The following is a 21,465-nucleotide window of genomic DNA, read 5'->3' as shown; positions in this document are numbered from 1 at the left end:
CCGCTCCGGCGGCTGCCGGACGTCGAATGGCCGGACTATAGGGGCAGGGCGGCCGCCGCAGCAGGCGAATGTCCGCCGAGGAGGTATGAGCCCGGCGCGGATCTTCGATCGCGCGCCTGGCTCGAGCCACTATCCGTGCCTGATGGCGATGGTCTTCGTCACGCTGAAATGGTCCAGCCCCTCCATCGCCTTCTCGCGGCCGAAGCCGGAGCGTTTCATGCCGCCGAAGGGCAGCTCGACCCCGCCGCCGGCGCCGTAGTTGTTGACGAAGACCTGGCCGGCCCGGATCCGGCGGGCGCAGCGCAGCTGCCGGGCGCCGTCGCGGGTCCAGACTCCGGCGACCAGGCCGAATTCGGTGCCGTTGGCCAGGCGGATCGCCTCCTCCTCGTCACGGAAGCGCAGCACCGCCAGCACCGGGCCGAACACCTCCTCCTGCGCCAGCGGATGACCGGGCGGCACGTCGCCGATCAGGGTCGGCACCTGGTAGAAGCCGCCGGCCGGGGCGTTCGGGCTCAGCCTTCCCTCGGCCAGCACCGGCAGCCCGTCGGCCCGGGCGCGGTCGAGATGGCCGCGCACCCGTTCGTGCTGCCGGGCGCTGATCAGCGGGCCGCAATCCGGGTCGCGGTCCCACGGACCGGTCTCCAGCGCCCGGAAGCGGTCGCCCAGCGCGGCGAGGAAGTCGTCGGCGATGCCGTCCTGCAGCAGCAGACGGCTGCCGGCGGAACAGGTCTGGCCGGCATTCTGCACGATCGCCGCGGTGACGAAGGGCAGGGCGGCCTCGGCATCGGCGTCGTCGAAGACGAGCTGGGGCGACTTGCCCCCCAGCTCCATCGTCACCGGCCGGTTGAACTTCGCCGCCGCGGCCTGGATCGCGGCGCCGGTGGCGGGCGACCCGGTGAAGCTGATGTGGTCGATGCCGGGATGCGAGGCCAGGGCGGCGCCCGCCTCGGCGCCCAGGCCGGTGACGACGTTCAGCGCCCCCGGCGGCAGCCCGGCCTCCAGCGCCAGCTGGGCGATGCGCAGCGGCGTCAGGCAGGCATCCTCCGCCGGCTTCAGCACGCAGGCATTGCCGGCCGCCAGGGCGCCGCCGATGGTGCGGCCGAAGATCTGCGCCGGGTAGTTCCAGGGGATGACGTGGCCGGTGACGCCGTAGGGTTCCTTCACCGTCAGCACGGTGTAGCCGTCGAGAGTGGGGATGGTGGTGCCGTGATGCTTGTCGCAGGCGCCGCCGTAGAATTCGAAGTACCGGGCGCAGGCGGTGATGTCGGCCTTGGCCTGCTTCACCGGCTTGCCAGCATCGGCGGCCTCCAGCCGCCACAGCGTCTCGAAATCCGCCTCGATGGCGCGGCCGAGGCGCGTCAGGATCCGGCCGCGCTCGACCGCGGGCATCCGGCCCCAGGGCCCGTCGTCGAAGGCGCGGCGCGCGGCCCGCACGGCGGCATCGATCTCGGCCGCGCCGCCGCGGGCCAGAGTGTCGAACGCCGCCCCGGTCGACGGATCGATCACCGGAATGGTGCGGCCGTCGTCCGCGCTGTGCCAAATTCCGTCGATCAGAATCGTTTTCGGACCTATCATGATGCTCTTTCTGTCTCCGGGACCGTCATCGGGATGGGCAGGCTCGGCAGGTTGTTGCGTTTCGGATGAACTGTTCTTGCAGCTGTGATTGAAGGTGGATGCTCCTATGGGCCACGATATTGCCATGGCTCCGCTTGCCGAAACGCCCTTGGCCGAGCCCGCCGCCGTCCTGCTGGTCGAGGACATGCCGGCGCTGGCCCGGCTCTACATCGAGACCCTGTCCAAGGCCGGCATCGCGGTCGATCATGCCGAGACCGGGGCCGATGCGCTCGCGGCGCTGGCGCAGGGGCGCTATGCGACCGTGCTGCTGGACCTCAACCTGCCGGATATGAACGGCATGGAGATCCTGCAGCATATCCGCGAGCAGCAGATCCCGGTCGCGCCGATCGTGATCACCGCCCACGGCTCGGTCAACACCGCGGTCGACGCGATGCGGCTCGGCGCCTTCGATTTCCTGGTCAAGCCCTTCCCCGGCGACCGGCTGACGGTGACCGTGCGCAACACGCTGGAGCGGATGCGGCTGCAGCGCGAGGTCGAGGCCTGGCGCGAGGATCTCGGCCGCGACCGCTACCACGGCTTCATCGGCCGGTCGCTGGCGATGCAGGCGGTGTACCGGATCATCGATTCCGCGGCGGCGTCGAAGGCCACCGTCTTCATCACCGGCGAGAGCGGCACCGGCAAGGAGCTGTGCGCCGAGGCGGTGCACCGCCGCAGCCCGCGCCGCGACCAGCCCTTCGTCGCGCTGAACTGCGGCGCGATCCCGCGCGACCTGATGGAATCGGAGATCTTCGGCCATGTGAAGGGCGCCTTCACCGGTGCGGTCGCCGACCATGAGGGCGCCGCCGTCCGGGCCAATGGCGGCACCCTGTTCCTGGACGAGATCTGCGAGCTGGCGCCGGAGCTGCAGACCAAGCTGCTGCGCTTCCTGCAGACCGGCGAGGTGCGGCCGGTCGGCGGCAGCCGCGAGCGCAAGGTCGATCTGCGCATCGTCTGCGCCACCAACCGCGACCCGGCGGAGGAGGTGCGGCAGGGCCGGTTCCGCGAGGACCTGTACTACCGCCTGCTGGTGATCCCGGTCACCCTGCCGCCGCTGCGCGAGCGCGAGGACGACGTGCTGCTGATCGCCCGGCAGTTCCTGCGCGACTATGCGGCGGAGGAGGGCAAGAGCTTCGCCGATTTCGACCTCGAGGTGGCGGAGGACCTGCAGCGCTACGCCTGGCCCGGCAACGTCCGGCAGCTGCAGAACGTGATCCGCAACATCGTGGTGCTGCATGATGGGCCGCGGGTGACGCGGGCGATGCTGCCGCCGCCGGTCCGGACCCTGATCCCGGCGGCGCAGCCCAGCCGCCCGGCGGCCGAGCCGCCGCTCGCCCCCAACGGCAAGGAAACGCCGATCCGGCCGCTGTGGATGATCGAGAAGGAGGCGATCGAGGACGCGATCGCGGCCTGCGACGGCCATGTGCCTCGGGCCGCGGCGCTGCTCGGCATCAGCGCCTCGACCATCTACCGCAAGCGGCTGAACTGGGAGGCCGAGGGCCGGGGCTGAGTCCGCTTATCCGCGCGGCTGCGGATGGACCAGGCGGAAGCGTTCGCAGAACACCGGCATGTCGCGGGCCGGCTGGCGGCCGATCTCGGCGCAGCGGCGGCCGAAATAGCTCCAATGCGCGTCGCGCCAGAAGGCCAGCGAGCGGTTGCCCTCCCCCTCGTCGTAGGCGAAGGCGTCGTCGACCTGGTCAAAGGGCAGGATCCGCACCTCCACCGTCTGCAGCACGCAATGCGGCGTGCCGGCGAAATCGGTGATCAGGCTGTAGCCGCCCGGCTTCGGCGTGCCGGCCTCGTCGGCCCCCCAGACCAGGCCCGCGGTGGCGGTCTTGGTGCCGGCCAGCACCAAATCCAGCAGCTCCCGCGCCAGCGCCTCGCTGTCGCCGAAATGCCAGAGGTCGTAGCGCTCGGGCAGGCCGAGATCCGGCCGGTCGCGGCGCAGGGCCTGCCAATAGGCTTCGGCGATTTCGGTCCTGGTCACGGTGGGCTCCCGTTGGCGGCCGGGACCGATTGCGGCAGAACCGGGGCCGCGGTCAAGCCCGGCGCGGCACCGGGCGGCGGACCAGCTCGGTCGTGTACAGCAGCAGTGCCAGGACGGGGAGGGCCAGGCCCACCCAGCTGACCAGCGACCAGCCGCCCTGGCTGAAGGTGCCGCTGGCGATGGCGGAGCCGACGGCGCCGCCGGCGAAGGCGCTGGCGACGTAGAGCCCGTTCATCCGGCCGCGCGCCTCCGGCGCCAGGGCATAGATGGCGCGCTGGCCCAGCACCATGTTGGCCTGCACGCCGAAGTCCAGGAGGATCCCGGCGGCGGCCAGCAGCACCACCGATCCGGTGGCGCCGCCGGCCCAGGCCATGGCGAAGGCGACGGCGACCGAGGCCAGGGCGCCGAAGGTGGCCGGCCGGGTCCAGCCGCGGTCCGCGATGCGGCCGGCCAGCGGCGCGGCCAGGGCGCCGGCGGCGCCGACCAGGGCGAAGACGGCGATGCCGGCCTGGCTGTAGCCGAAGCGCGGGCTGGCCAGCTCCAGCGGCACCGCGGTCCAGAACAGGCTGAAGCCGGCGAACAGCGCGGCCTGGTAGGCGGCGCGGCGCTGCAGCACCGGGGTATGGCGGAACAGCGTGGCCAGCGAGCGCAGCACCTGGCCGTAGCGCGGCCCCGGCGCCGGGCGGTACTGCGGCAGCCGCCAGCCCAGCACGGCGAGGAGGCCGGCCATCAGCAGGGCGGAGAGGACGAAGATGGCGCGCCAGCCGAGCAGCTCGGCCACCACGCTGGAGACGGGGCGGGCCAGCAGGATGCCGAGCAGCAGGCCGCTCATGATATTGCCGACGACCCGGCCGCGGATCGCGTCGGGCGACATATGCGCCGCCATCGGGATCAGGATCTGGGCCGCGACCGAGCTGAGGCCGATCAGCAGCGCCGCGAACAGGAAGATGCCGGCGTTCGGCGCCAGCGCCGCGATCGCCAGGGCGGCGACGGTGCCCGACAGGGTCAGCACCACCAGCCGCCGGTTCTCGACCATATCGGCCAGGGGCACCAGCAGGATCAGCCCGACGCCGTAGCCGATCTGGGTCAGGGTGACGACCAGGCTGGCGGCGACGGTGCCCAGCCCGACCGACGGCGCGATCAGCGCGATCAGCGGCTGGGCGTAGTACAGGTTGGCGACGATGGCGCCGCAGGCGACCGCCATCAGGAACATCAGCGCCGGCGTGATCGCCGGGACGGCAGGATGCGCGCGCTCGCCCATGGCGACGCCTTTCTGGCAACGGGATCGGTCAGTGAAGCGTCAAATATAGGACGTTCGGCGCTGCTGCGGTGCACAAAAGTCGGACATGGCAGTGTTGAGGGAACGGCGCGGCTGTGGGCCTGGTGCGCTCAGCGGCCTCACGCCCGCTCTCTACGGGGCACCAGCGGGCCCATAAAAGGATCGTCATTGCAAAGCGCAGCGAAGCAATCCAGGGCGGCTCGCACCGGCCCCTGGATTGCTTCGCTGCGCTTCGCAATGACGGTTCTTTAGGAGAGGAAGGAAAGAAACCCACGCCCATGGCTGGCTACCCCAGCCGCGCCCGCAGCCGGCGCAGCAGCCTGGGCACGTCGGGGGGCTGGACGATGGCGCCGCGGATCAGGCTGTCGAAATGCTCGGACAGGGCGCGGATGTGCTCGGTCGAATTGAACAGGAAGTACATGCCGCCGAGGTAGAGCACGGCCCTGAGCGGCCCGAACACCGTCACCGGCACCGAATAATGCTGCCGGCCGTCGTAGAAGAACCAGCGGAAGGTCGGGTACAGCTCCTCCACCAGCGCGATCATGTGGTCGAGCTGGCGGGCGCGGACCGAGGAATCCAGGTCGTGCCAGATGCCCTCGCCGCGGGCGAAGCCCTCGATCGCCTGGATCGAGTTGCAGACCTCCATGTCGGTTTCCGGCCGGCGCTGATAAGCGAGACGGGCGGCCGCGGTCTCGATCCGCTGTTCCGGCCGCGTGCCGGCGAAATGCTCCAGCTCGTGCCGGATCACGTCGCGGTTCTTGAGGATGTCGGGCAGGGTGGTCGGGACGTGGCGGATCTTGTAGCCGATCGCCTCGCGATGCCAGGCGATCAGCCGCGCATCGTCGGTCCATTGCGCATCGCGCTCGATCGCCATGCGTTCCGGCAGGATGTCGGCGGAGAGGGGGCCGCGCTGGCTCAGGCCCAGCAGCCAGTCGATGCTGACCTGGCGGGACGCCGCGATCGCCGCCAGGGTCTCGGCCCGCGGCAGCCGGTCGTTCGCCGGCGACAGGATCTGCGACAGGGTCGACCGGTCCATCCCGACCGAGGCGGCGAAGGCGCTGCGGCTCTGGCCGGAGGCGGCGATGATCTCCTCCAGCCGGCTGCGGAAGGTCTCGATCATCTCGTGCCGGGACTGCGCCATCGCTAGTCTTTCAAAACAGATTGTTCGGATTCGCATCAGATCGTTTGAAAATACAACATCTGCATCGTTTTGTGCGCATTATCGCACTGTCCGACATGACCGTTTCGCGACAGCCTGAACCCGAAGGATCAGGTCATGGCGGAAGCGGTGAGACGAGTGAGGATCGAAGGACCGACCTGGGCGGTGGCCGCCGCGGTCTATGGCGGCTGGGCGGCGTTGCTCTGGTTCCATGCGGCGCTGCCCGGGCCGCTCTTCGTCGCGGCGGGCGCGGTGCTGCTGGCCTGGCACGGGTCGCTGCAGCACGAGACGATCCACGGCCACCCGACCCGGTCGCGCCGGATCAACGCGGCGGTCGGCTGGCCGCCATTGTCGCTATGGCTGCCCTATGCCTGCTACCGCGACCTGCATCTGCGCCATCACCGCGACTCGCATCTGACCTCGCCGGTCGAGGATCCCGAGAGCTACTACGTCACCGGCGACCGCTGGTCGGCGCTCAGCCCGGCCGGGCGGGCGGTGCTGCGCTTCAACCGCACCCTGCTGGGACGGCTGCTGATCGGCCCGGCCCTGGCCTGGTACGGGCTGTGGGCGGCGGAGCTGCCGAGGCTGCGCCGGGACCGCAGGGCGCGCGCCGTCTGGACGCTGCATCTGGCCGGCGCCGCTGGGATGCTCGCCCTGGTCTCCGCCGGTTTCGGCGTCTCGCCGATCCTCTATGTCGCCACCTGCTACGCCGGCACCTCGCTGTCTCTGCTGCGCTCCTTCGCCGAACATCGCGCCGGGCCGGAAGGGCTGCGCACCGCGGTGGTCGCGTCCGGGCCGTTCTTCTCGCTGCTGTTCCTCAACAACAACCTGCATGTGGCGCACCACGCCCGGCCGGGCCTGGCCTGGTACAAGCTGCCGCGCTTCGCTGCGGCCAATGATTCCGCCGGCGTCGCCGCGCGCGGTGCCGGGCTCTATCGCGGCTATGGCGAGATCGCCCGGCGCTACCTGCTGCGCCCGGTCGACGAGCCGGTGCATCCCGATTTCGACGCCGGGCGGCGCGGCCGGTGACGGCGCCGGCCACGGCCGTGCCCGGCACGGCCAGCTTGCCGATGTACGAGTTGCCGGAGGTGCAGTGGGCCGCCGACGCGTTGTGGTCGGGGATCGCCTCGCGGCTCTCGACCGCCGGAGTCGCGGCGGCGCCGGCGCTCGACCGAGACCTGGGCCTGCATGATCTGTGGACCGATCCGGCGCTGCTGCTGAGCCAGACCTGCGGCAACCCCTATGTCCGGCACTATCGCGACCGGCTGCGGCTGGTGGCGACGCCCTGCTACGCCGCGCCGGGCTGCGACGGCCCGTTCTACCGCAGCCTGCTGGTGGCGCGCGCCGACGCGCCGGGGGAGGGGCTGGAGGATTTCCGCGGCGCCGTCTGCGCGGTCAACGACTGGGACAGCCTGTCCGGCTGGGTCGCCCTGGCCGCGGCGCTGCCGGAGCCGCCGGACCGGTTCTTCCGCGCCGCGCTGGTCACCGGCGCCCATGCGGACAGCCTCGCGGCCGTGGCGGCGAGGGAGGCGGACGTCGCCGCGGTCGACTGCGTCACCCATGCGCTGCTGCAGCGCCACCGCCCCGCCGCCCTGGCCGGGCTGCGTGTGATCGGCCGCACCGCGCCGGCGCCCGGCCTGCCCTTCGTGACGCGGCGGGACGTCGGTGACGCGACGGTCGACGCGCTGCGGGCGGCACTGCGCGAGGCGCTGGCCGACCCCGCGCTCGAGGAGGTTCGCGCGGCGCTGCTGATCGAGGGCATCGAGGTCCTGGACGAGGCGGCGTACGACGCGATTCCGCCCCAGCCGGCTAGCACTCCTCCGGCTCCGGCTGTTCGCCCCGCCACAGCGCCAGCGCCCTGAGGGTCTCGGCCACCCGGGCCCGCACCATCTTGGCCAGCTCCTGCGGCCGGCCCGGCCGGTCCTCGCCCTTGTCGCCCAGCGATTCGGCGAGGTCGATCAGGGCGCGGGCGCCGCAGATCGCGGCGCAGGAGCGCAGGGCGTAGGCCTCCAGCCCCAGGGCCTCGCGGTCGCCGGCGCTGGCCGCGGCGCCGATCGCGTCGGCGCGCTCGCGCAACTCCTCCACCAGATCGTCGATCATGGCCCGTCGGGCGGCGTCATCGAGCCCGGAGAGATTGCGCTCCAGCGCCGCCGGGTCGAACAGATATCGCGGACCGTTGCCGTCCATCCGTGCCTCCACCACCCCTCTCTGATATCGCTTCGCATGGCCGTAAGTTCCAGGCGAGGCGCGAAGCGACGCGGGCGCCGCTTGAATTCCGGAACGGATGGTCCATATCTCCGCCATGGTCCCGTATCCCGGCCGCCCCCGCGAGTTCGACAAGGACGCCGCCCTCGACGCGGCGATGGCCCTGTTCTGGCATCAGGGTTACGAAGCGACGTCGCTGGACGATCTGACGCGGGCGATGGATCTCAGCCGCAGCAGCTTCTACGGCTGCTTCGGCTCGAAGCGCGACACGCTGGTGGCGGCGATCCGCCGCTATGGCGACCAGCGCTTCGCCGAGCTCGAGCGGCGGGTCGAGGCCGAGCCGGATGCCGGCCGCGCCCTGCGCATCGCGGTGGACGCGATCGCCAATGTCGGGGGCGGCCGCGACGGCTGCTTCCTGATCAATTGCGCGGTCGAGCTGGCGCCGCACGACCCGGAGATCGAGGGGCTGGGCCGCCACCATCTCGAACGGCTGGAGGCGCTTCTGGCCCGGCTGCTCGCCCGCAGGCCGGGGGCCGCGGAAGCGGGCGCCGCGACGGCCCGGGCCCGCAGCCTGCTGGCGCTCGCCGTCGGCGCCTCGGTGATGCACAAGGCGGGCACCGCGCCCGCCGCGATCGACGAACTCCTGGCCGCCGCCGAGCCGCTGATGCGGTGAGGCCGGGCTGATCCTTATTTGTTTCTTCGCCTAATTATGGACCGATTGGTCCAAAACTTGAGGGCAACTGGAGAGAACGATGACCCTGCCGAAGCTGTTCACGCCGACCCGGATCGGCGACCTGGAACTGCCGAACCGGATCGTGATGGCGCCTCTGACGCGCAACCGGGCGCGGCCCGACGGCGACGTGCCGCATGCGCTGAACGCCGAATACTACGCCCAGCGCGCCACGGCCGGCCTGCTGATCTCCGAGGGCACCCAGATCTCGCCGGAAGGCAAGGGCTATGCCTGGACCCCTGGCATCCACAGCCCGAACCAGGTGGCCGGCTGGCGGCTGGTGACCGACGCCGTGCACCGGGCCGGCGGCCGCATCGCGGCGCAGCTCTGGCATGTCGGCCGGGTGTCGCACACCGTGCTGCAGCCGGGCGGCGCGGCGCCGGTCGCGCCGTCGGCGATCGCTGCCGAGACCCGCGTGTATGACGGCGAGGGCTTCGTCCCCGCCTCGACGCCGCGGGCGCTCGAGACCGAGGAACTGCCGCGCATCGTCCGCGACTACGCCCAGGCGGCGCGCAACGCCAGGGAGGCCGGTTTCGACGCGGTCGAGATCCACGCGGCCAACGGCTATCTGCTGCACCAGTTCCTGGCCGACGGCACCAACAAGCGGACCGATGCCTATGGCGGATCGGTCGCCAACCGGGCACGGCTGCTGCTGGAGGTCGCGGAGGCGGTGGCCGAAGTGTGGACACCCGGCCGGGTCGGCGTCCGGCTGTCGCCCTTCTCCAACTTCGGCGACATCGACGACAGCGACCCGATGGCGACCTTCGGCCATGCGATCGAGAGGCTGAGCAGCCTCGGCATCGGCTTCCTGCACCTGATCGAAGGACAGACCGGCGGGACGCGCGAGCTGCCGCCGGGGGCCGACCTCCAGGCGCTGCGCCGGCTGTTCAAGGGCAGCTATGTCGCCAACAACGGCTATGACCGCGGCATGGCGATCGAGGCGGTGGAGAGCGGCCGGGCCGACCTCGTCGCCTTCGGCCGGCCGTTCATCGCCAACCCCGACCTGGTCGACCGCTTGCGCCTCGACGCACCGCTGAACACGCCCGACCAGGCGACCTTCTACGGCGGCGATGCCCGGGGCTACACGGACTATCCGACGCTGGAGAAGGCTGCCGCCTGACTCGGAGAGGCCCGAGCCACCCCCTCACCCGAAATCGCTGACGCGATTTCGACCTCTCCCCAAGGAGAGGTGAAGAGCGCCTGCTTCCCGTTCCCCTCTCCTCGGGGAGAGGGAGGGGCCCGTCGCCCGAAGGGCGATGGGAGGGTGAGGGGCGGTCCCGTCGTCACATCACGACCGGCGTGCCGTCGTCTCCTCCTCCGGAGCGCGGCGGGGTGCCGGTCGTCCGGCCGGCGCCCATCAGGACCGTTGCCCGGGGCTGCAGCCTCAGGTTGTTCTGCACATAGCCGACGCCGGGGACCTGCTCGGCGAGGTCCTCGGCGCGGCGCTTGGCCGGGCGGCTGCGGACCGTGCCGTTCAGCGTCACTTCGCCTCCGGCGACGCTGACCTCGAGGTCCGAGGCGTCGAGATACGGATCCTCGGTCAGCCGCTCGCATACATCCTCGTAGATGCGCGCATCCGATCGGCGATAGCCGCGCGGGCCGCGGCCGCGATGGGACCGGACCGCACGGGGCTCCGGCTCGAAGAAGGCCTCGGGGTCGGCGAAGCGCTCGTCGTCATAGGTCAGGCCGGTGACGTCCTCGAAGTCGTCGACCGCGCCGCCCGGCCCGTAGCCGCCCGCCTCGCCATAGTCGCGGCCCCGCCGCGGCGCCTCCTCGAGCGCGTCCATGACCTCGTCGGCCCTTGCTCGGCGCCCGCGGTCGATCATGGGCCACCCCCGGGCTGCCGCACGCGCAGGTTGTTCTGGACATGGGTGACGCCGGACACCCGGTCGGCGTCGTCCTCGGCGCGCCGGCGCTCCGCCCGGCTGCCGACCGTGCCGGACAGCGTCACCTCCGAGCCGGCGACGGCCACCTCGATCTTCGAGGCGTCGAGCGCCGGGTCGTCGGTCAGCCCGTCGCAGACATCCTCGCGGATCCGCTCGTCGGAGCGGGTGTAGCCGCGCGGGCCGATGCCGCGATAATCCTCCAGCACGTGGCGGCCCTGCGATCGGTCGTCGCCGTACCAGGGCGTCACCTCGTCCGACGGGCCGCGGAAGCCCAGCCGCTCGCGCCGGCCGGGGCCTGGCGGCGGCCCCTCGGCATGATAGTAGCCATAGTCCGGGCCGCGCCGCCGCCATTCCTCGCCCCGCCGGTTGAATTCGACCCGGGACGGGCCGGTCGGGTCGGCCATGCCATAGCGGTGGGAGCGCTCCCGCGCCCGCTCGCGGGCATACAGGGCGTCCTCCGGCTCGTCATAGCCGTAGGGAGCGGCCTCGTCGTCGGGCCTGCCGCGGGGGATGCGGGGGCCTGTCGCCTCGCGCCGCCAGTCGCGATCCCACCAATCCTCGTGATGCCGGTTCCGCGGTCCGCGCCTTGCGTTCGCCATCTCGGCCTCCGGACGTCGTCGCTGTCACCTCAACTCCAGAACCGGATGCGCCCCGGCGCAGTTCCGGGGCCGGCGGCGGCAGGCCGCGGCTACGGCGTCTTCGCGGGGGTCAGCGCGGCGGTGCTGCGGGCCGTGTCGACGCCGATCGCAAAGCCGGCGTAGAAGCCGATGCCGAGGCCGAAGATCAGCGCCCAGACGGCGAGCCAGCGCATCCCGCGCAGGCGCTGCCGAAGCCTTTCCGTCTCGTCCATCCGCCCCCTCACATCGGCCCGGCCGCCGCGACGGCCGGGTCCTCGTCATCGGCCGTCTGCATCGCCCACAGCCGGGCGTAGAGGCCGCCGGCCGCGATCAGCTCGGCATGGCTGCCGACCTCGACCACCCGGCCGTGGTCCAGCACATAGATCAGATCGGCATTGCGCACGGTCGACAGCCGGTGCGCGATCATCAGCGTGGTGCGCCCGGCCATCAGCTGGGTCAGCGCCGCCTGCACCTGCCGCTCGCTCTCGGTGTCGAGCGCCGAGGTCGCCTCGTCCAGCAGCAGGATCGGCGCGTTCTTCAGCATCGCCCGGGCGATCGACAGGCGCTGGCGCTGGCCGCCCGACAGCTTCACCCCCTGCTCCCCGACCATGGTGTCGTAGCCCTTGGGCAGGCGCAGGATGAAGTCGTGCGCCGCCGCCGCCTTCGCCGCGGCCTCGACCTCCTCCTGCGTCGCCGACGGGCGGGAATAGGCGATGTTGGCGCGGACCGTGTCGTCGAACAGGGTCACCTCCTGGCTGACCAGCGCCATGTGCTCGCGCAGCGACTGCAGGGACAGGCTGCGGACGTCGTGGCCGTCGATCGCCACGGTGCCCTGCGTCGTGTCGTAGAAGCGCGGGATCAGGTTCAGGATGGTCGATTTGCCGGCGCCGGACGGCCCGACCAGCGCCGCCGTCCTCCCGGCCGGCACTTCCAGCGTCACGCCGCGCAGCGCCGGGATCTTCGGGCTGTAGGCGAAATGGACGTCGGCCAGGGTGATGCGGCCTTGGCAATGCGTCAGCGCCATGGCGTCGGGCGCGTCGCGGATCGTCGGCACCGAATCGATGGTCTCGAACACCCGCTCGGCCGCCGCGAAGCCGGAGGATAGGGTGTTGTGCAGGTTAGCCAGCCGCTTCAGCGGGTCGTACACCATCAGCAGGGCGGCGATGAAGGCGAAGAACGACCCTGTGGTGCGCGAGCCGGAGATGACTTCGTTGCCGCCGTAGAGGATGACGATGACGATGGCCACGCCCGACAGGATCTCCAGGATCGGGTTGGTGGCCGAGCTGACCCGCATCGCCTTCTGCCGCAGCCGCGACACCTCGTTGATGATCTTGGCGGCGCGGCTGGTCTCGCGGTCCTCGGCGTTGTACGCCTTGACGTGGCGGATGCCCTGGAAGACCTGGCCGAGATGGTTGTTCAGCGACCCGTACTGGGTGAAGGTCTTGCCCGTGATCTTGCGGATGCGCCTGCCGATCTGCAGCACGGGCAGCACGGTCAGCGGGAAGATGACGAAGGTGACCGCCGCCAGCTCGACATCGGTGTAGAACATCACCGCGACCAGGGCGACCAGCGACAGCAGGTCGCGGCCGATGCCGGTGATGCCGGTCGACACCGCGCCGTACATCGACTGCACGTCGTTGGTGAAGTGGCTGACCATCCGGCCCGACGTGGTGTCGTGGAAGGTGGCGAGATCGGCCCGCACCCGGTTGCGGAACATCCGGATCTGCAGCTCGGCGATGATCAGCCGGCCGACATTGTTCAGGATCACGCCCTGGGCGTAGCCGGCGACGCCCTTGACCACGAAGATCGTCATCACCGCGATGGCCAGGGGCCACAGCCAGGTGCCGTCGCGCTCGGTGAAGATCTTCTCGATCACCGGCTTCATCACATAGGCCGAGGCCGCGGTGGAGGCCGCGGTCAGCGCCATGCAGAACAGCGCCAGCGCCACCTTCGGCCAGTGCGGCCGGATGTAGTTGCGCAGCAGCCGCTGTGCGATCTCGCGGTCGCTGACCCGCCGCGGCTGCTGCTTCTTCTTGTCCTTGTGCTTGGCCAAGGTGATCCGGGACCTGGTATCGGGCGGGCCGTTAAACCACGGCCCCGGCTCCGCTTCAACCTTGCGGGCCGCCCCGCTCATCGGCACCATCGGCGGACAAGGCCGCCGAGCGGCCGATAAAGGACCCTGGGGAGACCAATATGACGGAGGCGTATGCCTCGGAGCGCCCGAATGCCTGGGCCAAGCTGTACCCGCCCAACATCCATTGGAGCCAGCCGATCGAGCCGAGGCCGCTTTACGCGATCCTCGACGACGCGGTGGCGAAGTTCGGCGACCGGCCCTGCGCCACCTTCATGGACAAGACCCTGAGCTACGGCCAGATCGGTGATCTGGTCGCCCGCGCGGCCAAGGGGTTCCAGGCGGCCGGGGTCGGCAAGGGCAGCCGGGTCGGGCTGTTCCTGCCGAACTGCCCGTACTACGTGATCTGCTATTTCGCGCTGCTGAAATGCGGTGCGGTGGTGGTCAACTTCAACCCGCTCTACGCCGAGCGCGAGCTGATCACCAAGATCGACGACAGCGGCACCGAGCTGATGGTGACGCTCGACTTGGCGCAGCTGCACGGCAAGCTGGCGCCGCTGCTCGGCCGCACCGCGCTGAAGCGGATCCTGGTCTGCCCGATGGCGGGCGTGCTGCCCTTCCCGAAGAACCTGCTGTTCCCGATCATCAAGCGGCGCGAGGTGGCGAAGGTGCCGCAGGACGGCCGGCACCTGCGCTGGGCCGATCTGGTCCGCAACGACGGCCGCTTCGCCCCGGTGCCGATCGCGCCGGAGGAGGATCTGGCGGTGCTGCAGTACACCGGCGGCACCACCGGCACGCCGAAGGCGGCGATGCTGACCCACGCCAACCTCTACGCCAACGCGGTGCAGGCCGGCTGCTGGTTCGAGGGCATGGTGCCGGGCCAGGACCGGATGCTGGCCGTGCTGCCCTTCTTCCATGTCTTCGCCATGACCGTGGCGATGAACCTGGCGATCTGGGCGGGGGCGGAGATCATCATGCTGCCCCGCTTCGAGCTCGAGACCGTCATGAAGACGATCCACGAGAAGAGGCCGACGCTGTTCCCGGCGGTGCCGACCATCTACACCGCGATCGCCAACTTCCCCGAGCGCGCGAAATACGACCTGTCCTCGCTGAAGCGCTGCATCTCCGGCGGGGCGCCGCTGCCGGTCGAGGTCAAGCACGCCTTCGAGGCGGCGACCGGCTGCAAGCTGGTCGAGGGCTACGGCCTGTCCGAGGCCTCGCCGATCGCGACCTGCAACCCGCTGTTCGGCGTCAACAAGGAAGGGTCGATCGGCATCCCGCTGCCGCAGACGATCGTCGAGATCGTGTCGCTGGACGACCGCACCACCGTGCTGCCGACCGGCGAGCGCGGCGAGGTCTGCATCCGCGGGCCGCAGGTGATGAAGGGCTACTGGAACCGGCCGGAGGAGTCGGCCGAGGCGCTGCACGGCGGCCGCCTGCACACCGGCGACGTCGGCACCATGGACGAGGACGGCTACATCTTCATCGTCGACCGGATCAAGGACCTGATCCTGTGCTCCGGCTTCAACGTCTATCCGCGCAATGTCGAGGAGGCGATCTACCTCCACCCGGCGGTCGAGGAATGCATCGTCGCCGGCGTGCCCGACCCGTATCGCGGCCAGACGGTGAAGGCCTATATCAAGCTGCGCGCGGGGCAGAGCCTGACCGCGGACGGCCTGGTCGAGTTCCTCACGGACAAGCTGTCGCCGATCGAGATGCCGAAGCAGATCGAGTTCCGCGACCAGCCGCTGCCGAAGACCCTGATCGGCAAGCTGTCGCGCAAGGCGGTGCTGGAGGAGGAGGCGGCGAAGGCGGTCGCCGCCGCGGGCACGCCGGAGGCGGTGCGGACCGGCACCTGAGCGCTCGCGATTGACCCGAACCTCCGGCTGCGGTACTTTACGTTTACGTAAACGGCATGCAGCAACGCGGTCGGAGGCGAGGCGCCATGGAGGCGGAGACCAGGGAGAAGTCGGGGGTCGAGACGCGCAGCTATTCGATCGGCGAACTCGCTGCGGCCTTCGACATCACCCCGCGCAGCATCCGGTTCTACGAGGACGAGGGCCTGCTGTCGCCCGAACGGGCCGGGCTGACCCGCATCTACAGCCATCGCGACCGGGCCCGCCTGGCCCTGATCTGCCGCGGCAAGCGGCTGGGCTTCTCCCTGGCCGAGATCAAGGAGTTCCTCGACCTCTACGACCGCGAGCACGGCCAGGTCGAGCAGATGACCTATTTCCTCGGCCGCGCCCGGGCCCGGCGCGCCGCCCTCGAGACGCAGCTCGTCGACGTGCAGCAGACGATCGAGGATCTGAGAGGCATCGAGGCCGAGATCGTCTCCTTCCTGAAGCGGGAAGGCGCGCTGCCGGAAGGCTGAGCCGCCCATCCATCCGCGGGCGCGGCCCGCGACAAGAAAATCTGAGGAGCCTGAGACCACCATGGACAAGAGCGTCGTCATCGCCGGGTTCAAGCGGTCGCCGCATCATTTCGCCAACAAGGGCGAGCTGCGCCGGGTGCGGCCCGACGACCTGGTCGCCGCCGTCGTCAAGGCGCTGGTGGCGGAGAGCAAGATCGACCCCGCGGCGATCGAGGATCTGATCCTCGGCTGCGCTTTCCCGGAGGGCGAGCAGGGCTTCAACATGGCCCGCATGGTCGTGTTCCTGGCCGGGTTGCCGCAATCGGTCGGCGGCGTCACCGTGAACCGCTACTGCGGCTCGTCGATGCAGGCGATCCACCAGGCCGCGGGCGCGATCCAGCTGGGCGCGGGCGAGGCCTTCGTCTGCGCCGGGGTCGAGAGCATGACCCGGGTGCCGATGATGGGCTTCAACCCGGCGCCGAACCCGACCCTCGCGGCCGAGATGCCGGGCGCCTATTTCAACATGGGCGTGACCGCCGAGAACCTGGCGGTGAAGTACCAGATCACCCGCGAGAGCCAGCAGGACTTCGCCATCCGCTCGCAGCAGCGTGCCGCGAAGGCCTGGGCCGAGAACCGCTTCGCCGCCGAGATCGTGCCGATCGTCACGAAGGACGGCACGGTCGAGCGCGACGGCACCATCCGCCCCGACACCAGCCAGGAAGGCCTGTCCGGCCTGAAGCCGGCCTTCGACCAGAACGGGACGGTGACCGCCGGCACCTCCAGCCCGCTGACCGACGGCGCCTCGGCGACGCTGGTGACCAGCGAAGCCTTCGCCAAGGCGGCCGGCCTGCCGATCCTGGCCCGGATCAGGTCGATCGCGGTGTCCGGTTGCGCGCCGGAGATCATGGGCATCGGCCCGGTCGGCGCCACGCGCAAGGCGCTGAAGCGCGCCGGACTGTCGCTGAAGGACATCGACGTGGTCGAGCTGAACGAGGCCTTCGCCGCGCAGGCGCTGGCGGTGGGGCAGGACCTCGAGCTCGACTGGGACAAGACCAACATCGACGGCGGCGCCATCGCGCTCGGCCACCCGCTCGGCGCCTCGGGCGCGCGGATCACCGGCAAGGCCGCGTCGATCCTGAAGCGGGAGGGCAAGGCGCTGGCCCTCGCCACCATGTGCATCGGCGGCGGCCAGGGCATCGCCACCGTGCTCGAGGCGGCCTGACCCATCGACATCGACGCCTGCGACACCCCCTCACCCGAAATCGCTGCGCGATTTCGACCTCTCCCCGGGGAGAGGTGAATTCCCTCTCCTTGGGGAGAGGGAGGGGCCCGACGCCGAAGGCGGCGGGAGGGTGAGGGGGAGGACGCGGCACCAGGGAGCTGAACCATGGACATCAAGCAAGTCGCGGTGATCGGCGCCGGCGTGATGGGCAGCGGCATCGCCGCGCATTTCGCCAACGCCGGCGTGCCGGTGCTGCTGCTCGACATCGTGCCGAAGGATGCGACGAACCGAAACGCGATCGCCGAGGGCGCGCTGGCGCGCATGGCCAAGGCCGACCCGGCCCCCTTCATGTCGAAGGCGGCGGCGAAGCTGGTCGCCCCCGGCAACACCGAGGACGACCTGGACAAGCTGGCCGGCTGCGACTGGATCGTCGAGGCGGTGCTGGAGGACCCGAAGGTCAAGCAGGACCTCTACGCCCGGATCGAGCGGGTGATGAAGCCGGGGGCGGTCGTCTCCTCCAACACCTCGACCATCCCGCTGGCGATCCTGACCGAGGGCCGGTCGGAGGCGTTCCGGCGCGGCTTCCTGATCACCCATTTCTTCAACCCGCCGCGCTACATGCGCCTGCTGGAGCTGGTCGTGGGGCCGGAGACCGACCCGGCGCTGGCCGAAGGCATCCGAGGCTTCGCCGACCTCCGCCTCGGCAAGGGAGTGGTCGACTGCAAGGACACGCCGGGCTTCATCGCCAACCGGATCGGCACCTACTGGATCCAGGCCGCGGTCAACGGCGCCTTCGATCTCGGCCTGACGGTGGAGGAGGCGGATGCGGTGGCCGGCCGGCCGATGGGCGTGCCCAAGACCGGCGTGTTCGGCCTGATCGACCTGGTCGGGCTCGACCTGATGCCGCATATCGCCAAGAGCCTGCTGGCGACCCTGCCGGCGGACGACCCCTACCGCGAGATCTACCGCTCGGAGCCGCTGGTCGAAAAGCTGATCGCCGAGGGCTACACCGGCCGCAAGGGCAAGGGCGGCTTCTACCGCCTCAGCAAGGCCGCCGACGGCAGCCGGGTGAAGGAGAGCATCGACCTCAGGACCGGCGCCTGGGCGAAATCGGAGAAGCCGAAGCTGGACAGCGTCGAGGCGGCGCGGCAGGGCGGGCTGAAGGCGCTGGTCGCCTTCGACGACAAGACCGGCCACTACGCCGCCCGGGTGCTGGGCCAGACCCTGTCCTACGCCGCCGGGCTGGTGCCGCAGATCGCCGATACGGTGGTCGCGGTCGATGAGGCCATGCGCCTCGGCTACAACTGGAGCTTCGGCCCGTTCGAGCTGATCGACCAGGTCGGCGCCGACTGGCTGATCAACTGGCTGGAGAGCCAGGGCAAGCCGGTGCCGAAGCTGCTCGAATCCGCGCGCGGCCGCAGCTTCTACCGGGTGCAGGACGGAAAGCTGCAATACCTCACCACCGGCGGCGACTACGCCGAGGTGAAGCGGCCCGAGGGCGTGCTGCTGCTGGCCGACATCAAGCGCACGGCCAAGCCGATCGCGAAGAACGGCTCGGCGGCGCTGTGGGACATCGGCGACGGCGTCACCTGCTTCGAGTTCACCTCGAAGATGAACAGCCTCGATGACCAGACCATGGCCCTGCTGGCCGAGGCGATCCGCATCACCGCGTCCAGGTACAAGGCGATGGTGATCTACAACGAGGGCACCAACTTCTCGGTCGGCGCCAATCTCGGCCTCGCCCTGTTCGGCATCAACATCGCGCTGTGGCCGCAGATCGAGGCCTTGGTGAAGGGCGGCCAGGACGCCTACAAGGCGCTGAAATTCGCGCCCTTCCCGACCGTGGCCGCGCCCTCCGGCATGGCGCTCGGCGGCGGCTGCGAGATCCTGCTGCACTCCACCGCGATCCAGGCCCATGCCGAGACCTATTGCGGCCTGGTCGAGGTCGGCGTCGGCCTGATCCCCGGCTGGGGCGGCTGCAAGGAGATGCTGCTGCGCGCCTATGGCCAGGCCAAGCGGCCCGGCGGGCCGATGCCGCCGATCGGGCAGGTGTTCGAGACCATCGGCACGGCCAAGGTGGCGAAATCGGCCTTCGAGGCGAAGGAGCTGCTGTATTTCCGGCCCGATGACGGCATCACCATGAATCGCGACCGGCTGCTGGCCGACGCCAAGGCCCGTGCCCTGGCGCTGGCCGAGGGCTACCGGCCGCCGAAGCCGGCCGAGGAGATCCGCCTGCCCGGCCCGACCGCGCGGACCGCGCTGAACCTCGCGGTCGCCGACCTGGCCCGCAGCGGCAAGGCGACGCCCTACGACGTCGTGGTCACGGACAAGCTGGCGACGGTGCTGTCCGGCGGCGACACCGACATCACCGAGACGCTGACCGAGGACGACGTGCTGGCGCTGGAGCGCGAGGCGTTCACCGAGCTGGTCCGGGCCCCCGGCACCATCGCCCGGGTCGAGCACATGCTGGCCACCGGCAAGCCGCTGCGGAACTGAGAGGACCTGACCATGCCCAGCTACAAGGCCCCGCTCGACGACATCCGCTTCGTGCTGCACGAGCTGCTGGACATCGGCCAGCTCGCCAAGCTGCCCGGCTATGAGGAGGCGACGCCCGACACCGTCGACGCGATCCTGGAGGAGGCGGCGCGCCTGGCCGAGAACGAGCTGGCGCCGCTGAACCAGTCCGGCGACGAGGAGGGCTGCCGTTTCGAGAACGGCGTCGTCTATACGCCGAAGGGGTTCAAGGAAGCCTACCGCACCTTCATCGAAGGCGGCTGGACCGGCCTGTCCGCCGACCCGGCCTATGGCGGCCAGGGCATGCCCAAGGCGGTGAACTTCGTGATCGAGGAGGTGCTGTCCGCCGCCAACATGTCCTTCGGCATGTATCCCGGCCTGTCGCAGGGCGCCTACAACGCGCTCGAGACCTATGGCGACGAGCGGCAGAAGGCGACCTACCTGCCGAAGCTGGCGGAGGGCATCTGGTCCGGCACCATGTGCCTGACCGAGCCGCATTGCGGCACCGATCTCGGCCTGCTCCGCACCAAGGCGGAGCCGGCGGACGACGGCAGCTACCGCCTGACCGGCACCAAGATCTTCATCTCGGCGGGCGAGCACGACCTGACCGAGAACATCATCCATCTGGTGCTGGCGCGCCTGCCCGACGCCCCGCCGGGCATCAAGGGCATCAGCCTGTTCGTGGTGCCGAAGTTCCTGCCGAAGGAGGAGGGAGGGGCGGTCGTCGCCGGGCCGCGCAACGGCATCGCCTGCGGCTCGATCGAGCACAAGATGGGGATCAAGGCCTCGTCCACCTGCGTGATGAATCTCGACGGCGCCACCGGCTGGCTGGTCGGCGAGAAGCACAAGGGCATGCGGGCCATGTTCGTGATGATGAACGCCGCCCGGCTCGGCGTGGCGCTGCAGGGGCTCGGCATCGCCGAGGTCGCCTATCAGAACGCCGCCGCCTATGCCAGGGACCGGCTGCAGGGCCGGTCCCTGGCCGGCCCGCAGGCGCCGGACAAGCCGGCCGACCCGATCATCGTCCACCCCGACGTGCGCAAGAACCTGCTGGTCGGCAAGGCCTTCGCCGAAGGCGCGCGGGCGCTGGCCTATCTGGTCGGCATCAACATCGACCTCTACACCAAGCATCCGGACCCGGCGGTGCGGCAGAACGCCAATGACTTCGTGTCGCTGATGACGCCGATCCTGAAGGCGTATTTCACCGATATGGGATCGGAGGTGGCGAACCGGTCCCAGCAGGTGCTGGGCGGCCACGGCTACATCCGCGAATGGGGGATGGAGCAGTTCGTGCGCGACGCCCGCATCGCCCAGATCTATGAGGGCGCCAACGGCATCCAGGCGCTGGACCTGGTCGGCCGCAAGATGCCGCAGGACATGGGCCGGCTGCTGCGCAGCTTCTTCCACCCGGTCGACGCCTTCATCCGGGAGGAGGCCGAGGACGCGGCGATGCTGGAGTTCGTCGGCCCGCTGGCCAAGGCCTTCGGCAAGCTGCAGCAGGCCACGGCCTGGATCGCGCAGAAGGGGCTGAAGGATCCGGAGGAGGCGGGGGCCGCCTCGTCCGACTACCTCAAGCTGTTCGCCCTGGTGGCGCTGGGCTGGATGTGGGCGCGGATGGCCAAGCTGGCGCTGCAGCGCGCGCCGGAGGCCGGCGACCGCGCCGGCTTCTACGACGCCAAGCTGAAGACGGCGCGCTTCTTCATCCAGCGCATGCTGCCGGAGACGAATTCGCTGTTCATCCAGATCATGGCCGGCAAGGCGCCGCTGATGGCGCTGGAGGCGGAGGCGTTCTGATCCGGAGCGCCCGGACTCCCTCTTCTGTCATTGCCGGGCT

19 protein-coding genes are annotated in these 21,465 nt (G+C 70.5%); 10 read left to right on the top strand and 9 right to left on the bottom strand.

Translation table 11 applies throughout. From position 1 onward, the window contains the following. Positions 1-129: 129 nt before the first annotated feature. The gene (locus G537_RS0135520; RefSeq protein ID WP_034854121.1) at positions 130-1,575 is read right to left on the bottom strand and encodes an aldehyde dehydrogenase family protein; all 1,446 of its coding nucleotides are present in this window, start codon (positions 1,573-1,575) and stop codon (positions 130-132) included. Between the two features lie 124 nt (positions 1,576-1,699). On the opposite strand from G537_RS0135520, the gene G537_RS0135515 reads away from it, so the two are divergent. Continuing rightward, the gene (locus G537_RS0135515) at positions 1,700-3,121 is read left to right on the top strand and encodes a sigma-54-dependent transcriptional regulator (protein ID WP_155888935.1); all 1,422 of its coding nucleotides are present in this window, start codon (positions 1,700-1,702) and stop codon (positions 3,119-3,121) included. A 6-nt stretch (positions 3,122-3,127) separates the two neighbouring features. Here G537_RS0135515 and G537_RS0135510 read toward each other — a convergent pair whose 3' ends face one another. The 3 genes from G537_RS0135510 to G537_RS0135500 form a co-directional block, all read right to left on the bottom strand. After that, positions 3,128-3,598 carry an ASCH domain-containing protein gene (locus G537_RS0135510; protein WP_026874070.1) on the bottom strand — a complete coding sequence of 157 codons (471 nt, stop codon included), beginning with the start codon at positions 3,596-3,598 and terminating at the stop codon, positions 3,128-3,130. A gap of 52 nt (positions 3,599-3,650) precedes the next feature. After that, positions 3,651-4,859 (bottom strand): MFS transporter, encoded by a 1,209-nt coding sequence (locus tag G537_RS0135505; RefSeq protein ID WP_026874069.1) that lies wholly within the window; start codon positions 4,857-4,859, stop codon positions 3,651-3,653. A gap of 304 nt (positions 4,860-5,163) precedes the next feature. After that, on the bottom strand, positions 5,164-6,018 hold the full coding sequence (locus tag G537_RS0135500; RefSeq protein ID WP_026874068.1) for a helix-turn-helix domain-containing protein: 855 nt from the start codon (positions 6,016-6,018) through the stop codon (positions 5,164-5,166). Between the two features lie 135 nt (positions 6,019-6,153). On the opposite strand from G537_RS0135500, the gene G537_RS0135495 reads away from it, so the two are divergent. Both G537_RS0135495 and G537_RS41740 read left to right on the top strand, forming a co-directional pair. Continuing rightward, positions 6,154-7,065, top strand: coding sequence for a fatty acid desaturase (locus G537_RS0135495; RefSeq protein WP_026874067.1), 912 nt, complete (start codon positions 6,154-6,156; stop codon positions 7,063-7,065). After that, positions 7,062-7,898, top strand: coding sequence for a phosphate/phosphite/phosphonate ABC transporter substrate-binding protein (locus G537_RS41740; protein WP_051249530.1), 837 nt, complete (start codon positions 7,062-7,064; stop codon positions 7,896-7,898). Before G537_RS0135495 ends, G537_RS41740 begins: the two co-directional genes overlap by 4 nt. Here the strand turns inward: G537_RS41740 and G537_RS0135485 are convergent. After that, positions 7,846-8,223, bottom strand: coding sequence for an Hpt domain-containing protein (locus tag G537_RS0135485; RefSeq protein WP_026874066.1), 378 nt, complete (start codon positions 8,221-8,223; stop codon positions 7,846-7,848). The genes G537_RS41740 and G537_RS0135485 overlap by 53 nt on opposite strands. Positions 8,224-8,320: 97 nt before the next feature. Between G537_RS0135485 and G537_RS41735 the strand changes: the two genes are divergently transcribed. Both G537_RS41735 and G537_RS0135475 read left to right on the top strand, forming a co-directional pair. Next, complete coding sequence (locus G537_RS41735) at positions 8,321-8,914, top strand: TetR/AcrR family transcriptional regulator (RefSeq protein WP_051249529.1); 594 nt, start codon at positions 8,321-8,323, stop codon at positions 8,912-8,914. A gap of 79 nt (positions 8,915-8,993) precedes the next feature. Further along, positions 8,994-10,091, top strand: coding sequence for an alkene reductase (locus G537_RS0135475; protein WP_026874065.1), 1,098 nt, complete (start codon positions 8,994-8,996; stop codon positions 10,089-10,091). A gap of 163 nt (positions 10,092-10,254) precedes the next feature. On the opposite strand, the gene G537_RS43350 is transcribed toward G537_RS0135475, so the two are convergent. The 4 genes from G537_RS43350 to G537_RS0135455 form a co-directional block, all read right to left on the bottom strand. Then, the gene (locus G537_RS43350; RefSeq protein ID WP_155888934.1) at positions 10,255-10,758 is read right to left on the bottom strand and encodes a BON domain-containing protein; all 504 of its coding nucleotides are present in this window, start codon (positions 10,756-10,758) and stop codon (positions 10,255-10,257) included. Positions 10,759-10,793: 35 nt separating this feature from the next. Further along, positions 10,794-11,456 carry a BON domain-containing protein gene (locus G537_RS41725; RefSeq protein ID WP_051249528.1) on the bottom strand — a complete coding sequence of 221 codons (663 nt, stop codon included), beginning with the start codon at positions 11,454-11,456 and terminating at the stop codon, positions 10,794-10,796. Positions 11,457-11,545: 89 nt separating this feature from the next. Next, the gene (locus G537_RS44185; RefSeq protein WP_155888933.1) at positions 11,546-11,707 is read right to left on the bottom strand and encodes a hypothetical protein; all 162 of its coding nucleotides are present in this window, start codon (positions 11,705-11,707) and stop codon (positions 11,546-11,548) included. Between the two features lie 8 nt (positions 11,708-11,715). After that, entirely contained in the window at positions 11,716-13,527 is a 1,812-nt protein-coding gene (locus G537_RS0135455; protein WP_245579223.1) for an ABC transporter ATP-binding protein, read from the bottom strand. Positions 13,528-13,667: 140 nt separating this feature from the next. Here G537_RS0135455 and G537_RS0135450 point away from each other — a divergent pair, with 140 nt between their 5' ends. From G537_RS0135450 to G537_RS0135430, 5 genes are all read left to right on the top strand, one after another. Then, complete coding sequence (locus tag G537_RS0135450) at positions 13,668-15,404, top strand: long-chain-fatty-acid--CoA ligase (RefSeq protein WP_026874063.1); 1,737 nt, start codon at positions 13,668-13,670, stop codon at positions 15,402-15,404. 86 nt (positions 15,405-15,490) lie between these two features. Beyond that, entirely contained in the window at positions 15,491-15,916 is a 426-nt protein-coding gene (locus G537_RS0135445; protein ID WP_051249527.1) for a MerR family transcriptional regulator, read from the top strand. Between the two features lie 61 nt (positions 15,917-15,977). Beyond that, positions 15,978-17,117, top strand: coding sequence for a thiolase family protein (locus G537_RS0135440; RefSeq protein ID WP_026874061.1), 1,140 nt, complete (start codon positions 15,978-15,980; stop codon positions 17,115-17,117). A 165-nt stretch (positions 17,118-17,282) separates the two neighbouring features. Further along, positions 17,283-19,613, top strand: a complete 2,331-nt coding sequence (locus G537_RS0135435) for a 3-hydroxyacyl-CoA dehydrogenase/enoyl-CoA hydratase family protein (protein ID WP_026874060.1) — start codon at positions 17,283-17,285, stop codon at positions 19,611-19,613. 12 nt (positions 19,614-19,625) lie between these two features. Then, positions 19,626-21,425 carry an acyl-CoA dehydrogenase C-terminal domain-containing protein gene (locus tag G537_RS0135430; protein WP_026874059.1) on the top strand — a complete coding sequence of 600 codons (1,800 nt, stop codon included), beginning with the start codon at positions 19,626-19,628 and terminating at the stop codon, positions 21,423-21,425. Positions 21,426-21,465 lie beyond the last annotated feature (40 nt).

The sequence above is a fragment of the Inquilinus limosus DSM 16000 genome (assembly GCF_000423185.1).
In the GTDB taxonomy this organism is placed as follows: domain Bacteria; phylum Pseudomonadota; class Alphaproteobacteria; order DSM-16000; family Inquilinaceae; genus Inquilinus; species Inquilinus limosus.
This window is presented reverse-complemented; position numbering and strand designations above follow the sequence as displayed.

Excerpts from the sequence above, each read along its gene's own strand:
- G537_RS0135520 (WP_034854121.1), bottom strand. The coding sequence starts at position 1,575 with ATGATAGGTCCGAAAACGATTCTGATCGACGGAATTTGGCACAGCGCG.
- G537_RS0135515 (WP_155888935.1), top strand. The coding sequence starts at position 1,700 with ATGGCTCCGCTTGCCGAAACGCCCTTGGCCGAGCCCGCCGCCGTCCTG.
- G537_RS0135505 (WP_026874069.1), bottom strand. The coding sequence starts at position 4,859 with ATGGGCGAGCGCGCGCATCCTGCCGTCCCGGCGATCACGCCGGCGCTG.
- G537_RS0135500 (WP_026874068.1), bottom strand. The coding sequence starts at position 6,018 with ATGGCGCAGTCCCGGCACGAGATGATCGAGACCTTCCGCAGCCGGCTG.
- G537_RS0135495 (WP_026874067.1), top strand. The coding sequence starts at position 6,154 with ATGGCGGAAGCGGTGAGACGAGTGAGGATCGAAGGACCGACCTGGGCG.
- G537_RS0135485 (WP_026874066.1), bottom strand. The coding sequence starts at position 8,223 with ATGGACGGCAACGGTCCGCGATATCTGTTCGACCCGGCGGCGCTGGAG.
- G537_RS41735 (WP_051249529.1), top strand. The coding sequence starts at position 8,321 with ATGGTCCATATCTCCGCCATGGTCCCGTATCCCGGCCGCCCCCGCGAG.
- G537_RS0135475 (WP_026874065.1), top strand. The coding sequence starts at position 8,994 with ATGACCCTGCCGAAGCTGTTCACGCCGACCCGGATCGGCGACCTGGAA.
- G537_RS43350 (WP_155888934.1), bottom strand. The coding sequence starts at position 10,758 with ATGGACGCGCTCGAGGAGGCGCCGCGGCGGGGCCGCGACTATGGCGAG.
- G537_RS41725 (WP_051249528.1), bottom strand. The coding sequence starts at position 11,456 with ATGGCGAACGCAAGGCGCGGACCGCGGAACCGGCATCACGAGGATTGG.
- G537_RS44185 (WP_155888933.1), bottom strand. The coding sequence starts at position 11,707 with ATGGACGAGACGGAAAGGCTTCGGCAGCGCCTGCGCGGGATGCGCTGG.
- G537_RS0135450 (WP_026874063.1), top strand. The coding sequence starts at position 13,668 with ATGACGGAGGCGTATGCCTCGGAGCGCCCGAATGCCTGGGCCAAGCTG.
- G537_RS0135445 (WP_051249527.1), top strand. The coding sequence starts at position 15,491 with ATGGAGGCGGAGACCAGGGAGAAGTCGGGGGTCGAGACGCGCAGCTAT.
- G537_RS0135440 (WP_026874061.1), top strand. The coding sequence starts at position 15,978 with ATGGACAAGAGCGTCGTCATCGCCGGGTTCAAGCGGTCGCCGCATCAT.
- G537_RS0135435 (WP_026874060.1), top strand. The coding sequence starts at position 17,283 with ATGGACATCAAGCAAGTCGCGGTGATCGGCGCCGGCGTGATGGGCAGC.
- G537_RS0135430 (WP_026874059.1), top strand. The coding sequence starts at position 19,626 with ATGCCCAGCTACAAGGCCCCGCTCGACGACATCCGCTTCGTGCTGCAC.